The sequence below is a fragment of the Streptomyces sp. NPDC057623 genome (assembly GCF_042800355.1).
Taxonomy (GTDB): domain Bacteria; phylum Actinomycetota; class Actinomycetes; order Streptomycetales; family Streptomycetaceae; genus Streptomyces.
The window spans coordinates 1-14225 of the sequence record NZ_JBHVGZ010000130.1; the positions used below are offsets into that span (position 1 = coordinate 1).

Annotated in this window: 9 protein-coding genes; 4 read left to right on the forward strand and 5 right to left on the reverse strand. The window is 70.9% G+C overall.

Going from position 1 to position 14225, the window contains the following annotated elements:
* Positions 1–131: 131 nt before the first annotated feature.
* Together ACFU95_RS49560 and ACFU95_RS49565 are read right to left on the reverse strand one after the other, a co-directional pair.
* Positions 132–1256, reverse strand: a complete 1125-nt coding sequence (locus ACFU95_RS49560; RefSeq protein ID WP_383844055.1) for a hypothetical protein — start codon at positions 1254–1256, stop codon at positions 132–134.
* Positions 1257–1322: 66 nt separating this feature from the next.
* Entirely contained in the window at positions 1323–1811 is a 489-nt protein-coding gene (locus tag ACFU95_RS49565) for a GNAT family N-acetyltransferase (RefSeq protein ID WP_383844058.1), read from the reverse strand.
* Between the two features lie 84 nt (positions 1812–1895).
* Between ACFU95_RS49565 and ACFU95_RS49570 the strand changes: the two genes are divergently transcribed.
* Positions 1896–2864 (forward strand): endonuclease/exonuclease/phosphatase family protein, encoded by a 969-nt coding sequence (locus tag ACFU95_RS49570; RefSeq protein ID WP_383844080.1) that lies wholly within the window; start codon positions 1896–1898, stop codon positions 2862–2864.
* Positions 2865–2938: 74 nt separating this feature from the next.
* On the opposite strand, the gene ACFU95_RS49575 is transcribed toward ACFU95_RS49570, so the two are convergent.
* Positions 2939–3208 (reverse strand): hypothetical protein, encoded by a 270-nt coding sequence (locus tag ACFU95_RS49575; RefSeq protein WP_383844061.1) that lies wholly within the window; start codon positions 3206–3208, stop codon positions 2939–2941.
* Between the two features lie 53 nt (positions 3209–3261).
* Positions 3262–4800 carry an MFS transporter gene (locus ACFU95_RS49580; RefSeq protein ID WP_383844064.1) on the reverse strand — a complete coding sequence of 513 codons (1539 nt, stop codon included), beginning with the start codon at positions 4798–4800 and terminating at the stop codon, positions 3262–3264.
* Between the two features lie 430 nt (positions 4801–5230).
* On the opposite strand from ACFU95_RS49580, the gene ACFU95_RS49585 reads away from it, so the two are divergent.
* Both ACFU95_RS49585 and ACFU95_RS49590 read left to right on the forward strand, forming a co-directional pair.
* A complete protein-coding gene (locus ACFU95_RS49585; protein WP_383844067.1) occupies positions 5231–6019 on the forward strand; it encodes an ABC transporter ATP-binding protein in 789 nt (262 codons plus the stop codon).
* On the forward strand, positions 6016–8586 hold the full coding sequence (locus tag ACFU95_RS49590) for an ABC transporter permease (RefSeq protein WP_383844070.1): 2571 nt from the start codon (positions 6016–6018) through the stop codon (positions 8584–8586). Before ACFU95_RS49585 ends, ACFU95_RS49590 begins: the two co-directional genes overlap by 4 nt.
* A gap of 114 nt (positions 8587–8700) precedes the next feature.
* Here the strand turns inward: ACFU95_RS49590 and ACFU95_RS49595 are convergent, their stop codons facing one another.
* On the reverse strand, positions 8701–10155 hold the full coding sequence (locus ACFU95_RS49595) for a DUF2079 domain-containing protein (RefSeq protein WP_383844073.1): 1455 nt from the start codon (positions 10153–10155) through the stop codon (positions 8701–8703).
* 387 nt (positions 10156–10542) lie between these two features.
* On the opposite strand from ACFU95_RS49595, the gene mfd reads away from it, so the two are divergent.
* Positions 10543–14073, forward strand: coding sequence for a transcription-repair coupling factor (gene mfd, locus ACFU95_RS49600; RefSeq protein ID WP_383844077.1), 3531 nt, complete (start codon positions 10543–10545; stop codon positions 14071–14073).
* The last annotated feature ends 152 nt before the right edge of the window (positions 14074–14225 follow it).

Sequence of the window (14225 nt, forward strand, 5' to 3'; positions counted from 1 at the left end):
AACAAGAAGCGATCCCGGCACAGCGCGAAGAAACAGGAAGCCACGGATTCCCGACCGGAAACCGTGCCGCGTAGCGGCACAGCAACCGGTAGAGAAGGCCAGAATCCTCGTCCTTCAGGACGAGGAGCATGTCAATCCCAGGAGTCGGAGTCGCGGGCGTCGAGCGCCCTGTGGTAGCCGTCGACCGCGTCCCCGACTTCCTCCATGCTCTCCCGCATGTCGTCGGACGTGCGGCTGTGTACGAGGGTCCGCAGTACGTAGTCGGGGGAGAACTCCCCCGCGAAGCCCTCCGGAGTGTTGGAACAGATCATCGGCTCGTTGGCGAACGTCAACGAGGTGTCTTCGGAGTGCTGGTACGTCCAGCGGCACGGCCACAGGCGCAGCGCGGTCTCTCCGACGTACCTCACCGCGCCGGCGAAGAACTCGTCTTTGGCCGCCGCCTCCAGGGAGGCGGGGCCGTCGAAGCGGTCCAGCACGAGCCGTTCCAGCTCCGAGAGCGAGTCCTCCGAGTAGTCGAAGGGGAAGCTCTCCGGCAGGTGGGCCGTTCGCCAGCGGTCCAGCGCGGTGTCCATGGAGGACAGCCACTCGTCGAGGTGCCGGCGGGACTCCTCGCTCGCGTGCAGACGGTCGTCCTCCATGTACCAGGCGAGCGTCTCGGGTTCCGCCGTGGGGACCTGGTCGCGCACCCAGCTGCTGAGCCGTACCGGCATCGGCAGTCCGAACTCCTTGAGTCCCGCGGCCTGTTCGGGCGTCAGCAGGAGCCACCAGGCGTCGTAGGAGTCCTCGTCCAGCTGGTAGAAGCTCCGCGGATCGTCGTTGCCGGGCACGAGGTCGCCGATGGCGTCGAAGACGGCGTCCCAGTCCATGTAGCGGGTGCTGTCGGAGACGTGTTCCGTCGGGTGCCAGATCGACCGGCCGTTGCGCCGGAAGTGCAGGTACTCCTCCCCGTCCTCGTCCGTCACCAGCTCGACGTCGTCGACGACCACCGAGCCGCCCGAGCAGGCCGCCGCCTCGAGCAGCAGGTCCTCGTATCCGTCCGCCAGGTCGCCCAGGGCCTTCTCGGGCGTCTGGAAGCCGAGGCCGCACTCCCCGACGAGGAAGGTCAGTTCGTCGGTGTCCCCGTAGTCCTTGTCCAGGTCCATGCCGATGCCGGTGGTCTCCGCCAGGCCGACCGCGGCTTGTTCCTCCGTCGCGATGCCCAGCCGGACCAGGGTCTGCGCGAACTCGCGGAGGCTGTGTGGTGTTGCATTGGTCATGACAGCACCCTCACACAGCCGGAGGGGGCAGCGGGTGTACGTCGCGTGTGCGTACCGCGTGCCCTGTCAGTGCCCGAGGTGCGCGCGCCGGTAACGGGCCCCGGGCCGGCCGATCAGAGTGACGTCTTCCACGAAGACGAAGGAGTTCCGCCCCAGGACGGCCCGGGAGGCCAGGTTGTCCAGCGTGGTGACGGCGACCAGGGACGTCAGCCCGTACGCCGCACCGGCCACCCGGCACACCTGTGCCACCGCCGCCGTGGCGACACCCCTGCCCGCCGCCCGCTCCCCGACGCGGTACCCGAGTTCGGCCGAACCGTCCTCGACGTCGACCAGGTTGACCCGCCCGAGGAGAGTCCCCTCGCCGTCCGTCACCAGGTGGAAGTGGCAGACCCCGGCGGCCTGTTCGGCCAGGCGGTCCTGGAGCAGGGCGTCGAACTCGGCGAAGTAGGCGTCCCCGCGGTCCGAGATGGAACGGGCGAAGTACTCCCGGTTCTCCAGCTCGAAGGCCAGCAGGGCCTCCGCGTGATCGGCCCGTAGCCGCTCCAGCTTCACCATGGGCCACAGGATAGGCACCCCGAAACACCAGGGCACGGAAACTGATCCGCTCGGCGGCTCGTCTTGGGAAGCGTGACGGCGACGGTGCGGGCAGCGGCGAACCGGTGGGCGGGGCGGTGGGCGGCGCGGTGGGCGGCCCGGGGACGGGTGCTCGCCGCGCTCGCCGTGCTCACGGCCGGGCTGCTGGCGTTCCACCGGGCCGTGCCCAACTCCGTGGGACGGGTGGGGAGTCTGCTGGAAGCCTTCCTGCCCTGGCTCGGCGCCGTGGCCGTGGTGCTGCTCGGCCTCGCCCTGCTGCGTCGCTCCGCCGTAGCGCTGGTGGCCCTGCTCCTGCCGGTGGCGGCCTGGACGCACCTCTTCGGCGGGCTGCTCCTGCCCGCGCCGAAGCCCGGCGCGCGCGACCTGGTCGTGGTGCAGCACAACGTCAGCGACGAGAACGCCGACCCGGCGGGCACGGCCCGCGCCCTGGCCGACGCCGAGCCCGATCTCATCGCGCTGGAGGAACTGGTCCCCCGGGCACTGCCGGTCTACGAGGAGGTGCTCGCCGCGGACTTCCCGTACCACGCGGTGCGGGGGACCGTCGGGCTCTGGTCGAGGCATCCGCTGACCGGTGCCGGGCTCGTCGACATCAGACCCCGTGGGATCACCGAGGACTGGAGCCGCGGGCTGCGGGCCGTGGTGCGCACGCCGTACGGCGACGTGGCGGCCTATGTCGCGCACCTGCCCTCGGTCCGTGTCCGGGCGAGCGGGCTGGCGTCCTCCTGGCGCGACGAGAGCGCCGGTCTGCTGGGTGCGGCCATCGCCGCCGAGCGGCTGCGCACCGTGATTCTGCTGGGCGACCTCAACGGCACCGTCGACGACCGGGGGCTGGCTCCGCTGACCGCACGGATGAACGTGGCGGAACGGGGCTTCGCGTTCAGTTTCCCCGCGGCCCTGCCGCTGGCCCGGATCGACCAGGTCATGGCCCGCTCGGCGGCGGTCGGTCACATCCGCACCCTGCCCGCCACCGGCAGCGACCATCTGCCGGTCGCCGCCCGCGTCACGCTGGGCTGAGGCCGGTCAGGACGGTTCGACGCAGGACGGTTCGAAGCCGGACCGGCGGTCGTCCTTGCCCGCTGCCGTCGCGGCTACTCCCTCTCGGCCGGGACGTGCCGGACGCACAGATGGGCCTCGACCGGGCGGTCCCCGGCGGGAACTGTCGGAAGCGTCGTGGGCAGGGCCGTGGGAAGCGCGGTGGGCAGGGCCGAACTGCCGCATTCCGGGGACGCCGGCTCGGGGCCGGAGGGGCCGGAGGGGCGGGCGGTGGGGGTGTCGGCATTGAGGTACTCGGTCGCGGCGTACCCGGCGACTCCGACCACCACGGCGATGACCGCGAGGACGCGCGTGAGCCTGGACAAGCGCGGCCTCCTTCGGGACGACGGGCGTTCGGGTCACCGTACAAGCGGCCGCATCAGTTCTCCTTGAGTACCGGGAACCGCCTCGGCGCCAGCAGCAACAGCACCAGGAAGGCCAGCGCCGCCGCAGCGGACGCCCCCAGATACACGGCGTGGACCGCGTCGGCGATGGCCCGCCGGGTGGCCTCCGGCGCCGTGCCGCCCGAATCCAGCGCCCGCGTCACCGAGTCCAGGTCGCCCGCGCCGCCGAGCCGCGAGGCCAGCACCCCGTTCGCGACCGCGCCGAAGAGCGCCGCGCCCATCGTCTGCCCCGTCTGCCGGCAGAACAGCACCGACGCGGTCGTCGTGCCACGCTCCGACCAGCCCACCGTCGACTGCACGCCCACGATCAGCGGGAGTTGGAACAGCCCCAGCGCCGCCCCCAGCAACAGCATCAGCAGCGTCGGCTGCCACGCCTGCCCGGGATACGGCAGGAACGGGAACGCGAGGAGGATCAGCGACGCCGTCCCGATCCCCAGCATCGCCGTATTGCGGAAGCCGATCCTCCGGTACACGTGCTGACTGAACGCCGCCGACACCGGCCAGCTCAACGTCCAGACGGACAGCACGAACCCGGCCGTCACCGGCGCCAGGCCGAGCACCGACTGGGCGTACGTCGGCAGGAACACCGTCGGTGCCACCATCAGCAACCCCAGGGCGCCCAGGGCCAGATTCACCGCCGCGATCGTCCGGCGCCGCCACACCCACCCCGGGATGATCGGGTCGGCCGCCCGGCGCTCCACGACCACCACGACCGCCACCAGCGCGAGTCCCGTACCGAACAAGGCGATCGACGGCCCGGACAGCCACGGCCACGCCACCCCGCCCTGCACCAGCGCTGTCAGCAGCACGCCCCCGCACGCGAACACCGCCAGGGCACCCGCCCAGTCGACACGCGCGCGTGGGGCCGTCGTGGCCGTAGCTGCCTCCGTCTCCGGGCCCTTGTCCGTGTCCCGCTGCGGCTCGTGCAGATGCCGCACGATCAGCCACAACGCCACCGCCCCTATGGGCAGGTTGATCAGGAAGATCCAGCGCCAGTCCGCATACGCCGCCAGGACGCCGCCCACTCCGGGGCCGGCCACCGCCGAAACCGCCCACACCGTCGACAACTTGGACTGGATCTTTGGACGTTCCTCGAGCGGGTACAGGTCGGCGGCCAGCGTCTGCACCGTTCCCTGGAGGGCCCCGCCGCCCAGTCCCTGCACGATCCGGAACGCGATCAGCGCCGCCATGTTCCAGGCCACCGCGCACAGCAGCGACCCCAGCAGGAACAGCGCCGCGCCCACGACCAGCACCGGTTTGCGGCCGAAGGTGTCGGAGAGCTTGCCGTAGACCGGGAGGGTCACCGTCACGGCCAGGAGGTAGCCGGAGAAGAGCCAGGAGAACACCGAGAAGCCGCCGAGGTCGCCCACGATCTGCGGTACGGCCGTGGAGACGATGGTGGCGTCGAGCGCGGCCAGTGCCATCGCGAGCATCAGGGCCGCGACCACGGCCGCGCGCTTCCCGCTTCCGGTGTGCGGTGCGGTGTCGCGTATCGCGGGTCTCGTCCTGCCCACCGGGTTCCTTCCCTAATGCATTCCCCTTGCACCTATCTGCCGCCGAACAGCTTCCCACTTGACCCTGACGTCGCGGGAGGGTGGAGCCTGGATGGGTCGCAGGGTGGAGACGACCCCGACGCGCGTTCCACCGAAGGGTGGACTGCCCCTAGGGGTACCTCCGTACTAGGTCTCGGGGAGGGTTGGTACCGCCGGAGGACGAGACACCAGGGGGGCCGTCCTTAATCTGGCTTTACGCCGCTGGGGGGCGGTAGGCCGAACCGACGGGGGTGGGGTTTTCCCCCGTACAAGACGGGGCTCGGCACCAGCGCGCCGGACCCCTCCCCGGAGCCAGACTCAACGACGTACCCAGTCATCGACGTACCGGCTACACGACGTACCGGCACCCGGCTTCGTGCGTCCCGTAGACAACCGACTTAGGAGACATACCGTGACATCGGCTGTGACCATTCCCAGGCACGGGGGCACTGGAGGGCGTACGGCCGTTGCCGCGCGGGCGCGGCAGGTCGTCAAGGCGTACGGGTCGGGGGAGACCCGTGTCGTCGCTCTCGACCATGTCGACGTGGACATCGCGCGTGGCCAGTTCACCGCGATCATGGGCCCCTCGGGGTCCGGCAAGTCCACCCTGATGCACTGCCTCGCCGGACTCGACACCGTCAGCGGCGGCCAGATCTACCTCGACGACACCGAGATCACCGGGCTGAAGGACAAGAAGCTCACGCAGCTGCGCCGGGACCGGATCGGCTTCATCTTCCAGGCGTTCAACCTGCTGCCGACGCTCAACGCCCTGGAGAACATCACGCTGCCCATGGACATCGCGGGGCGCAAGCCCGACAAGCAGTGGCTCGCGCGTGTGGTCGACACCGTCGGCCTGTCCGACCGGCTCAGGCACCGGCCCACCCAGCTCTCCGGCGGCCAGCAGCAGCGCGTCGCCGTGGCCCGCGCGCTGGCCGCCCGGCCCGAGATCATCTTCGGTGACGAGCCGACCGGAAACCTCGACTCACGCGCGGGTGCCGAGGTGCTGGGCTTCCTGCGCCGCTCCGTCGACGAACTCGGGCAGACCATCGTGATGGTCACCCACGACCCCGTCGCCGCCTCGTACGCGGACCGGGTGCTGTATCTCGCCGACGGGCGCATCGTCGACGAGATGTACAAGCCCACCGCCGACGCCGTGCTGGACCGCATGAAGGACTTCGACGCGCGGGGGCGTACGTCATGACCGTCCTGAGGACCTCTCTGCGCAACTTCTTCGCGCACAAGGGACGCATGGCCCTGTCGGCCGTGGCCGTCCTGCTGTCGGTGGCCTTCGTGAGCGGCACCCTGGTGTTCACCGACACGATGAACACCACGTTCGACAAGCTCTTCGCCGTCACCTCCTCCGACGTCACCGTCAGCCCCAAGGAGGCCGGGGACGAGGACGACGGCGGCGGCACGGGCCGCCCGGCCTCGCTGCCCGCCGCCGCCGTGGAGCAGGTCGCGGCCGTCGACGGCGTCAAGAAGGCGGAAGGCTCGGTCGGCTCGATGAGCGTGACCGTCGTCAACTCCGAGAACAAGAACATGGGTTCCTCCACCGGTGCGCCCACCATCGCCGGCAACTGGACCCGCAACGACCTGAAGTCCATGGCCATCACCTCCGGGCACGCCCCGCGCGGGCCCACCGAGGTCATGGTCGACGCGGACACCGCCGACAAGCACGACCTGAAGCTCGGCGACGAACTGCGCACCATCGCCGCCACCGGCGACATCCGCGCGCGGATCGTCGGCATCGCCTCCTGGAAGGTGACCAACCCGGGCGCGGCCGTCGTCTACTTCGACACCGAGACCGCCCAGCGCACCCTGCTCGGCGCCACCGGCCGCTTCACGCAGGTCTCCGTCACCGCGGCGGACGGCGTGAGCGACACGAAGCTCAAGCAGGACATCACCCAGGCCCTGGACGGCTCGTACAAGATCCAGACGGCCAAGGAGACCGCCGACGAGAACCGCAAGGACGTCGGCGAGTTCATGGACATCATCAAGTACGCCATGCTCGGCTTCGCCGGGATCGCGTTCCTGGTCGGCATCTTCCTGATCATCAACACCTTCTCGATGCTGGTCGCCCAGCGCACCCGCGAGATCGGCCTCATGCGGGCCATCGGTTCCTCGCGCCGGCAGGTCAACCGGTCCGTGCTGGTCGAGGCGCTGCTGCTCGGCTTCATCGGCTCCGTACTGGGTGTCGGCGCCGGCGTCGGTATCGCCGTCGGCCTGATGAAGCTGATGTCCATGGCCGGCATGAACCTCTCCACCGACGACCTGACGGTGAAGGTGACGACCCCGGTCGTCGGCCTGGTCCTGGGCGTCGTGGTGACGGTGCTCGCCGCCTACCTCCCCGCCCGCCGCGCCGGCAAGGTCTCCCCGATGGCCGCACTGCGCGACGCCGGTACACCGGCCGACGGCAAGGCGAGCTGGATACGCGGGCTGATCGGCCTGGTCCTGACGGGCACGGGCGCCTTCGCCCTGTTCGCCGCCGCCACGGCCGACAAGGCGAGCGACGGCGCCCTGATGCTGGGCGGCGGCGTGGTGCTGACCCTGATCGGCTTCGTGGTCATCGGCCCGCTACTCGCGGGCGCCGTGGTCCGGGTGATCAGCGCGGTGCTGCTGCGCGCCTTCGGTCCCGTGGGCCGCCTGGCCGAGCGCAACGCCCTGCGCAACCCGCGCCGTACCGGTGCCACGGGCGCCGCCCTGATGATCGGCCTCGCGCTGGTGGCCTGTCTGTCGGTGGTCGGCTCCTCGATGGTCGCCTCGGCGACGAGCGAGCTCGACAAGTCGGTCGGCGCCGACTTCATCGTCATGGCCCAGCAGCAGGAGATCGTGCCGCAGGTCGAGAAGGCCATGGAGCAGACGCCGGGCCTGGCCCACGTCACCCGCTACAAGGACGTCAAAGCCACCCTGACCTCGCCGGACGGCAAGACCGACGACAGCGGCATCACGGCCGCCGACCCGACGTACGCCGAGGACCTGCGCCGCACGACCACCGCGGGAACCCTCTCCGCCGCCTACGGCAAGGACGCCATGTCGGTCGGCACCGACTACGCCAAGAAGCACGGCGTGCGGGTCGGCGACACCATCTCCGTCGCCTTCAAGGGCGGCGAGACGGCGAAGCTGAAGGTCGCGGCCATCACCGACGACGACACCTCCATCGACCAGGGCGCCCGCTACACCAGCATCGAGACCCTGCAGAAGTACCTCCCCGCCGACCGGATCCCGCAGAACGAGATCATGTTCGCCAAGGCGAAGGACGGTCAGGAGGAGGCGGCGTACGCGGCCCTGAAGAAGTCCCTGGACGACTACCCGCAGTACCAGGTCCGCGACCAGACCGACTACAAGGAGGAGCTGAAGGACCAGGTCGGCCAGCTCCTGAACATGGTCTACGGCCTGCTGGCCCTGGCGATCATCGTCGCGGTCCTGGGTGTGGTGAACACCCTGGCCCTGTCGGTGGTGGAGCGCACCCGCGAGATCGGCCTGATGCGCGCCATCGGCCTCTCCCGCCGCCAGCTGCGCCGCATGATCCGCATGGAGTCGGTGGTGATCGCCCTGTTCGGCGCCCTGCTGGGCCTCGGACTCGGGATGGGCTGGGGGGCGACGGCCCAGCAGCTGCTCGCCCTGGAGGGCCTGAACGTCCTCGACATCCCGTGGCCGACGATCATCGGGGTCTTCATCGGCTCGGCCTTCGTGGGCTTGTTCGCGGCACTGGTGCCGGCGTTCAGGGCGGGCCGGATGAACGTACTGAACGCGATCGCGACCGAGTAGCCACCGCACACGGGGGTTGCGGGGGACGGGCCCGGCGCGCAGGAGGTTCCACTTCCCGCGCACCGGGCCCGAACGCGTGCGGGCGGCGGGAGACGCTGCCTGCGGCCTGCCCGCTCACCCGGCGGGCCGTCGCTCCAGCAGTACGACCCCGTAGGCGGTGCCCGTGATGGTGTACCGGGCGTCGGGGTGAAGGTCCCGGGCGTAGCCCTCGACGTCGCGATAGCGGTTGCGGGAGTTGTCGAGGGCGATGAAGTCCGGGTCGACACCGCGCGTGTTGCTGATCCAGAAGACCCGGCAGCGTGCGGTGAGCCGGCTGATCGGAGCGATGTTCGCCTCGACGGAGGCGTTGTCGGGCACCTGGGCGAGGAGCCGCTCTATGGCGGTCACGCGCGCGGGCTTGCGATAGATCTCGCTCTCGGTCAGCGCGGCGAGCGGCAGTGAGGTGGTCAGCGCGACCGAGGCGGCCGCGACCGCGGCGGGCAGATGCCGGACATACGACCGCAGCCACCCGCGCGGGCTGTGCCGGACGGTGTCGAGCGCGTCGACGAGAGCCAGGGTGACGACGGGCATCAGGACGGCGTTGTAGTGCCAGTCCGTGCCCCAGTACTGCGAGTACGAGGAGACGAACCGCCAGGCGAGGGTGGGCAGCGCGACCAGGAGCAGGGGCGAGCGGATCGCGAGCAGCCCGGTGGTGGGCAGGAGCAGCCAGCCGAGCGTGCGGAGCTTGGTGTCGAGGCCGTCGAAGGGGCCGCCGCCGCCCGACTCGCTCACCTTGTTCCAGTAGTCGTAGGTTCCGCCGCTGTTGAAGGCCGGTATGACCAGCAGGAGGGTGACCGCGACGGCCAGCACGCCGAAGACGGCGACACCGATCGCGTACCGTGCCGCGCGCACCGAGTCGTGGCGGGCCCGCAGGGCGACGACCGCGGCGATGGCGGCCAGGGTCATCCCCAGGTCTTCCTTCACGAGGACCAGGGGCAGCGCCCACAGCAGGGCCGCGCGCCACCGCTGCGCGAGCAGCGCCTCAAGGCTGAAGGCGATGAGGGGTACGGCGAAGCAGATCTCGTGGAAGTCGAAGTCGACGGCCTGCTGAAGCCCCCACGACAGCCCGTACGCCACCCCGATCGCCAGGCCACGCGGCCGCCCCAGCAGCCGTGCCGCGGCCCGGGTGACCGGGACGGCGGAGAGTGCGAACAGCGCGGCCTGGGCGACGAGGAGGGTGACCGGGGAGGGAAACACCCGGTAGAGCGGCGCGAGCAGGGCCGTCACCGGGCTGAAGTGATCGCCCAGGATGTTGAACCCCGGCCCCTTGAGGTCGGCGACGGGCGCCTGGAGATGCGCGTACGCCCGGATGACCTGTTCGAATATCCCGAGGTCCCAGGACCGCTGCCCCAGATGCCGGTAGCGCCCGACGGAGACGATCGCGTAGCCGACGAAGAGCACGACGGCGAGCAGCCAGGGATCACGCCGACCGGAGTCGGGCTGCGGGTGCCCTTCCGGGCGCGTGGCGGGCGCCGGTATGTGGGGGTCCGAGGACGTGTTCGGCGTCGCGGAGGTGGAGGGGGTGGGCATGGGGGGACCTTACGCGGTGCGGGCGGGGGGCCTTGGACCGCCCGGACTTTCGGAGCGGGGCCCGGGTCCTCGGACGGTGCGGCGTTCGATCTCTCAGCCCGTCCGGTGTTCGAGGACGAGGCCCTTTCGGGGCCGGAGCGGGGTCCGGAGCGGGGTCCGGAGCGGGGTCCGGGGCGGGGTCCGGAGCGGGGTCCGGGGCGGCAGCCCCGGCGGGGGCGAGGGGGCGGAGCCCCTTCATGGCCTCGCGTCAACGCCGACAGCCGGAGAACGGACGTTATCCACAGGCCCGGCACCCGCCCGCGCAGCGACGTACGCTGGAAGCCCCCGGCCTGTGACCCGCGTCGGGCCCTTCGTGTTGCCCACCCCTGGACGGAAAGCGCCCCCTCCATGAGCCTGCACGGTCTGCTCGACGCCGTAGTCAAGGACACCGCCCTCGCGGAAGCGATCACGGCGGCCGCAGACGGCAACCGCATGCACGTCGACCTGGTCGGCCCCCCGGCGGCCCGCCCGTTCGCGATCGCCGCCCTCGCCCGCGAGACCGACCGCACGGTCCTCGCGGTGACGGCGACGGGCCGCGAGGCCGAGGACCTGGCGTCAGCCCTGCGCTCCCTCCTCCCCCCTGAGGGCGTCGCGGAGTACCCGTCCTGGGAGACCCTCCCGCACGAGCGCCTCAGCCCCCGCAGCGACACCGTCGGCCGCCGACTCGCGGTCCTCCGCCGCCTCGCCCACCCCCGGCCCGACGACCCCGAGACGGGCCCGGTCTCCGTCGTCGTGGCCCCCGTCCGCTCGGTCCTCCAGCCACAGGTCAAGGGCCTCGGCGACCTGGAACCGGTCGCCCTGCGCACCGGGCAGACCGCCGACCTCAACGCCATCGTGGAGGCCCTCGCCGCCGCTGCGTACGCGCGCGTGGAGCTCGTCGAGAAGCGCGGCGAGTTCGCCGTACGAGGCGGCATCCTGGACGTCTTCCCGCCCACCGAAGAGCACCCCCTGCGCATCGAGTTCTGGGGCGACGACGTAGAGGAGATCCGCTACTTCAAGGTCGCCGACCAGCGCTCCCTCGAAGTCGCCGAGCACGGCCTGTGGGCCCCGCCCTGCCGCGAACTCCTCCTCACCGACGACGTACGCGCACGCGCGCGTGCCCTCGCCGAACAGCACCCAGAGCTCGGCGAACTGCTCGGCAAGATCGCCGAGGGCATCGCGGTCGAGGGCATGGAGTCCCTCGCCCCCGTCCTCGTCGACGACATGGAACTGCTGCTCGACGTCCTGCCCAAGAACGCCATGGCCGTCGTGTGCGATCCGGAACGGGTCCGCACGCGTGCCGCCGATCTCGTGGCCACCTCACAGGAGTTCCTCCAGGCGTCCTGGGCGGCCACGGCCGGCGGCGGCGAGGCGCCCATCGACGTCGGCGCGGCCTCCCTGTGGTCCATCGCGGACGTCCGCGACCGCGCCCGCGAGCTGCAGATGATGTGGTGGTCGGTCTCGCCCTTCGCGGCCGACGAAACGCTCGACGCGGACACCCTCAAGCTCGGCATGCACGCGCCCGAGTCCTACCGTGGTGACACCGCGAAGGCCCTCGCCGACACCAAGGGCTGGCTCGCCGACGGCTGGCGCACGGTCTTCGTGACCGAGGCCCACGGCCCGGCCGCGCGCACGGTCGAGGTGCTCGGCGGCGAGGGCGTGGCGGCCCGCCTGGAGACCGACCTGGGGGAGATCTCCCCCTCGATCGTCCACGTCGCGTGCGGTTCGATCGATTACGGCTTCGTCGATTCCGCGCTCCGGCTGGCCGTCCTGACCGAGACCGACCTGTCCGGGCAGAAGGCGGCCGGCAAGGACGGCGCCCGGATGCCGGCCCGCCGCCGCAAGACCATCGACCCGCTCACCCTGGAGACGGGCGACTACATCGTCCACGAGCAGCACGGCGTCGGCCGCTACATCGAGATGGTGCAGCGCACCGTCCAGGGCGCCACGCGCGAGTACCTCGTCGTCGAGTACGCCCCCGCCAAGCGCGGCCAGCCCGGCGACCGCCTCTACATCCCCACCGACCAGCTGGAGCAGATCACCAAGTACGTCGGTGGCGAGGCCCCCACCCTGCACCGCCTGGGCGGCGCCGACTGGACGAAGACCAAGGCGCGCGCGAAGAAGGCCGTCAAGGAGATCGCGGCCGACCTGATCAAGCTGTACAGCGCGCGCATGGCGGCGCCCGGACACGCCTTCGGCTCGGACACCCCCTGGCAGCGCGAGCTGGAGGACGCCTTCCCGTACGCCGAGACCCCCGACCAGCTGACCACCATCGCCGAGGTCAAGGAGGACATGGAGAAGTCGGTCCCGATGGACCGCCTGATCTGCGGCGACGTCGGTTACGGCAAGACGGAGATCGCGGTACGGGCCGCCTTCAAGGCGGTCCAGGACGGCAAGCAGGTGGCCGTCCTGGTCCCCACGACCCTCCTGGTCCAGCAGCACTTCGGGACGTTCTCCGAGCGCTACTCGCAGTTCCCGGTGAACACCCGGGCCCTGTCCCGCTTCCAGACCGACACCGAGGCCAAGGCGACCCTGGAGGGCCTGAAGGAGGGCTCGGTGGACATCGTCATCGGCACGCACCGGCTGTTCGCGTCGGAGACCAAGTTCAAGGACCTGGGCCTGGTCATCGTCGACGAGGAACAGCGCTTCGGCGTCGAGCACAAGGAGCAGCTGAAGAAGCTGCGCGCGAACGTGGACGTCCTCACGATGTCCGCGACCCCGATCCCCCGAACCCTGGAGATGGCGGTCACGGGCATCAGGGAGATGTCCACGATCACGACGCCCCCCGAGGAGCGCCACCCGGTCCTGACCTTCGTCGGCCCGTACGAGGAGAAGCAGATCGGCGCGGCGATCCGCCGTGAACTGCTGCGCGAGGGCCAGGTCTTCTACATCCACAACCGGGTCGAGTCGATCGACCGCGCGGCCGCCCGCCTGCGCGAGATCGTCCCCGAGGCACGCATCGCCACGGCCCACGGCCAGATGTCGGAACAGGCACTGGAACAGGTGGTGGTCGACTTCTGGGAGAAGAAGTTCGACGTCCTGGTGTCGACCACGATCGTCGAGTCCGGCATCGACATCTCCAACGCCAACACCCTGATCGTGGAGCGCGGCGACAACTTCGGCCTGTCCCAGCTGCACCAGCTGCGCGGACGCGTGGGCCGGGGCAGGGAGCGCGGCTACGCGTACTTCCTGTACCCCCCGGAGAAGCCGCTGACGGAGACGGCGCACGAGCGTCTGGCGACCATCGCCCAGCACACGGAGATGGGCGCGGGCATGTACGTCGCCATGAAGGACCTGGAGATCCGAGGCGCCGGCAACCTGCTGGGCGGCGAGCAGTCCGGCCACATCGCCGGCGTCGGCTTCGACCTGTACGTCCGCATGGTCGGCGAGGCGGTCGCCGACTACCGCGCCTCGCTGGAAGGCGGGGTGGAGGAGGAGCCGCCGCTCGAGGTCAAGATCGAGCTCCCGGTCGACGCCCACGTCCCGCACGACTACGCCCCCGGCGAGCGCCTCCGCCTCCAGGCGTACCGTGCCATCGCCTCCGCCAACACGGAGGAGGACGTCAAGGCCGTACGAGAGGAACTCGTCGACCGCTACGGCAAGTTGCCCGAACCGGTCGAGAACCTCCTCCTGGTGGCGGGCCTGCGCATGCTGGCCCGCGCGTGTGGCGTCGGCGAGATCGTCCTCCAGGGCACCAACATCCGCTTCGCGCCGGTGGAACTGCGCGAGTCGCAGGAGCTGAGGGTCAAGCGCCTTTACCCGGGGACCGTCATCAAGCCGGCGGTCCACCAGCTGCTGGTACCACGCCCGAAGACCGCGAAGGTGGGCGGGAAGCCGCTGGTCGGGCGGGAGTTGCTGGGGTGGGTGGGAGAGTTCCTGGCGTCGATTCTGGGGTCGTGAGCGGGGGCGCGGCCGATTCCGGTGCCGGCGCCGGTGACGGTGCGGGGTTCCACGGGGTTCATCGGATTCCTCCGTGGATACCCCGGCCTTCAGGCCGGGGAGGAAACGGACTCCTGCGGAGCAGGGCAAGGGGCCGCGATTCGCCGCCAGGG

What these genes read in the sequence shown, in the direction of transcription:
- ACFU95_RS49560 (WP_383844055.1), bottom strand. Translation starts at nt 1,256, where the DNA reads ATGACCAATGCAACACCACACAGCCTCCGCGAGTTCGCGCAGACCCTG.
- ACFU95_RS49565 (WP_383844058.1), bottom strand. Translation starts at nt 1,811, where the DNA reads ATGGTGAAGCTGGAGCGGCTACGGGCCGATCACGCGGAGGCCCTGCTG.
- ACFU95_RS49590 (WP_383844070.1), top strand. Translation starts at nt 6,016, where the DNA reads ATGACCGTCCTGAGGACCTCTCTGCGCAACTTCTTCGCGCACAAGGGA.
- ACFU95_RS49595 (WP_383844073.1), bottom strand. Translation starts at nt 10,155, where the DNA reads ATGCCCACCCCCTCCACCTCCGCGACGCCGAACACGTCCTCGGACCCC.
- mfd (WP_383844077.1), top strand. Translation starts at nt 10,543, where the DNA reads ATGAGCCTGCACGGTCTGCTCGACGCCGTAGTCAAGGACACCGCCCTC.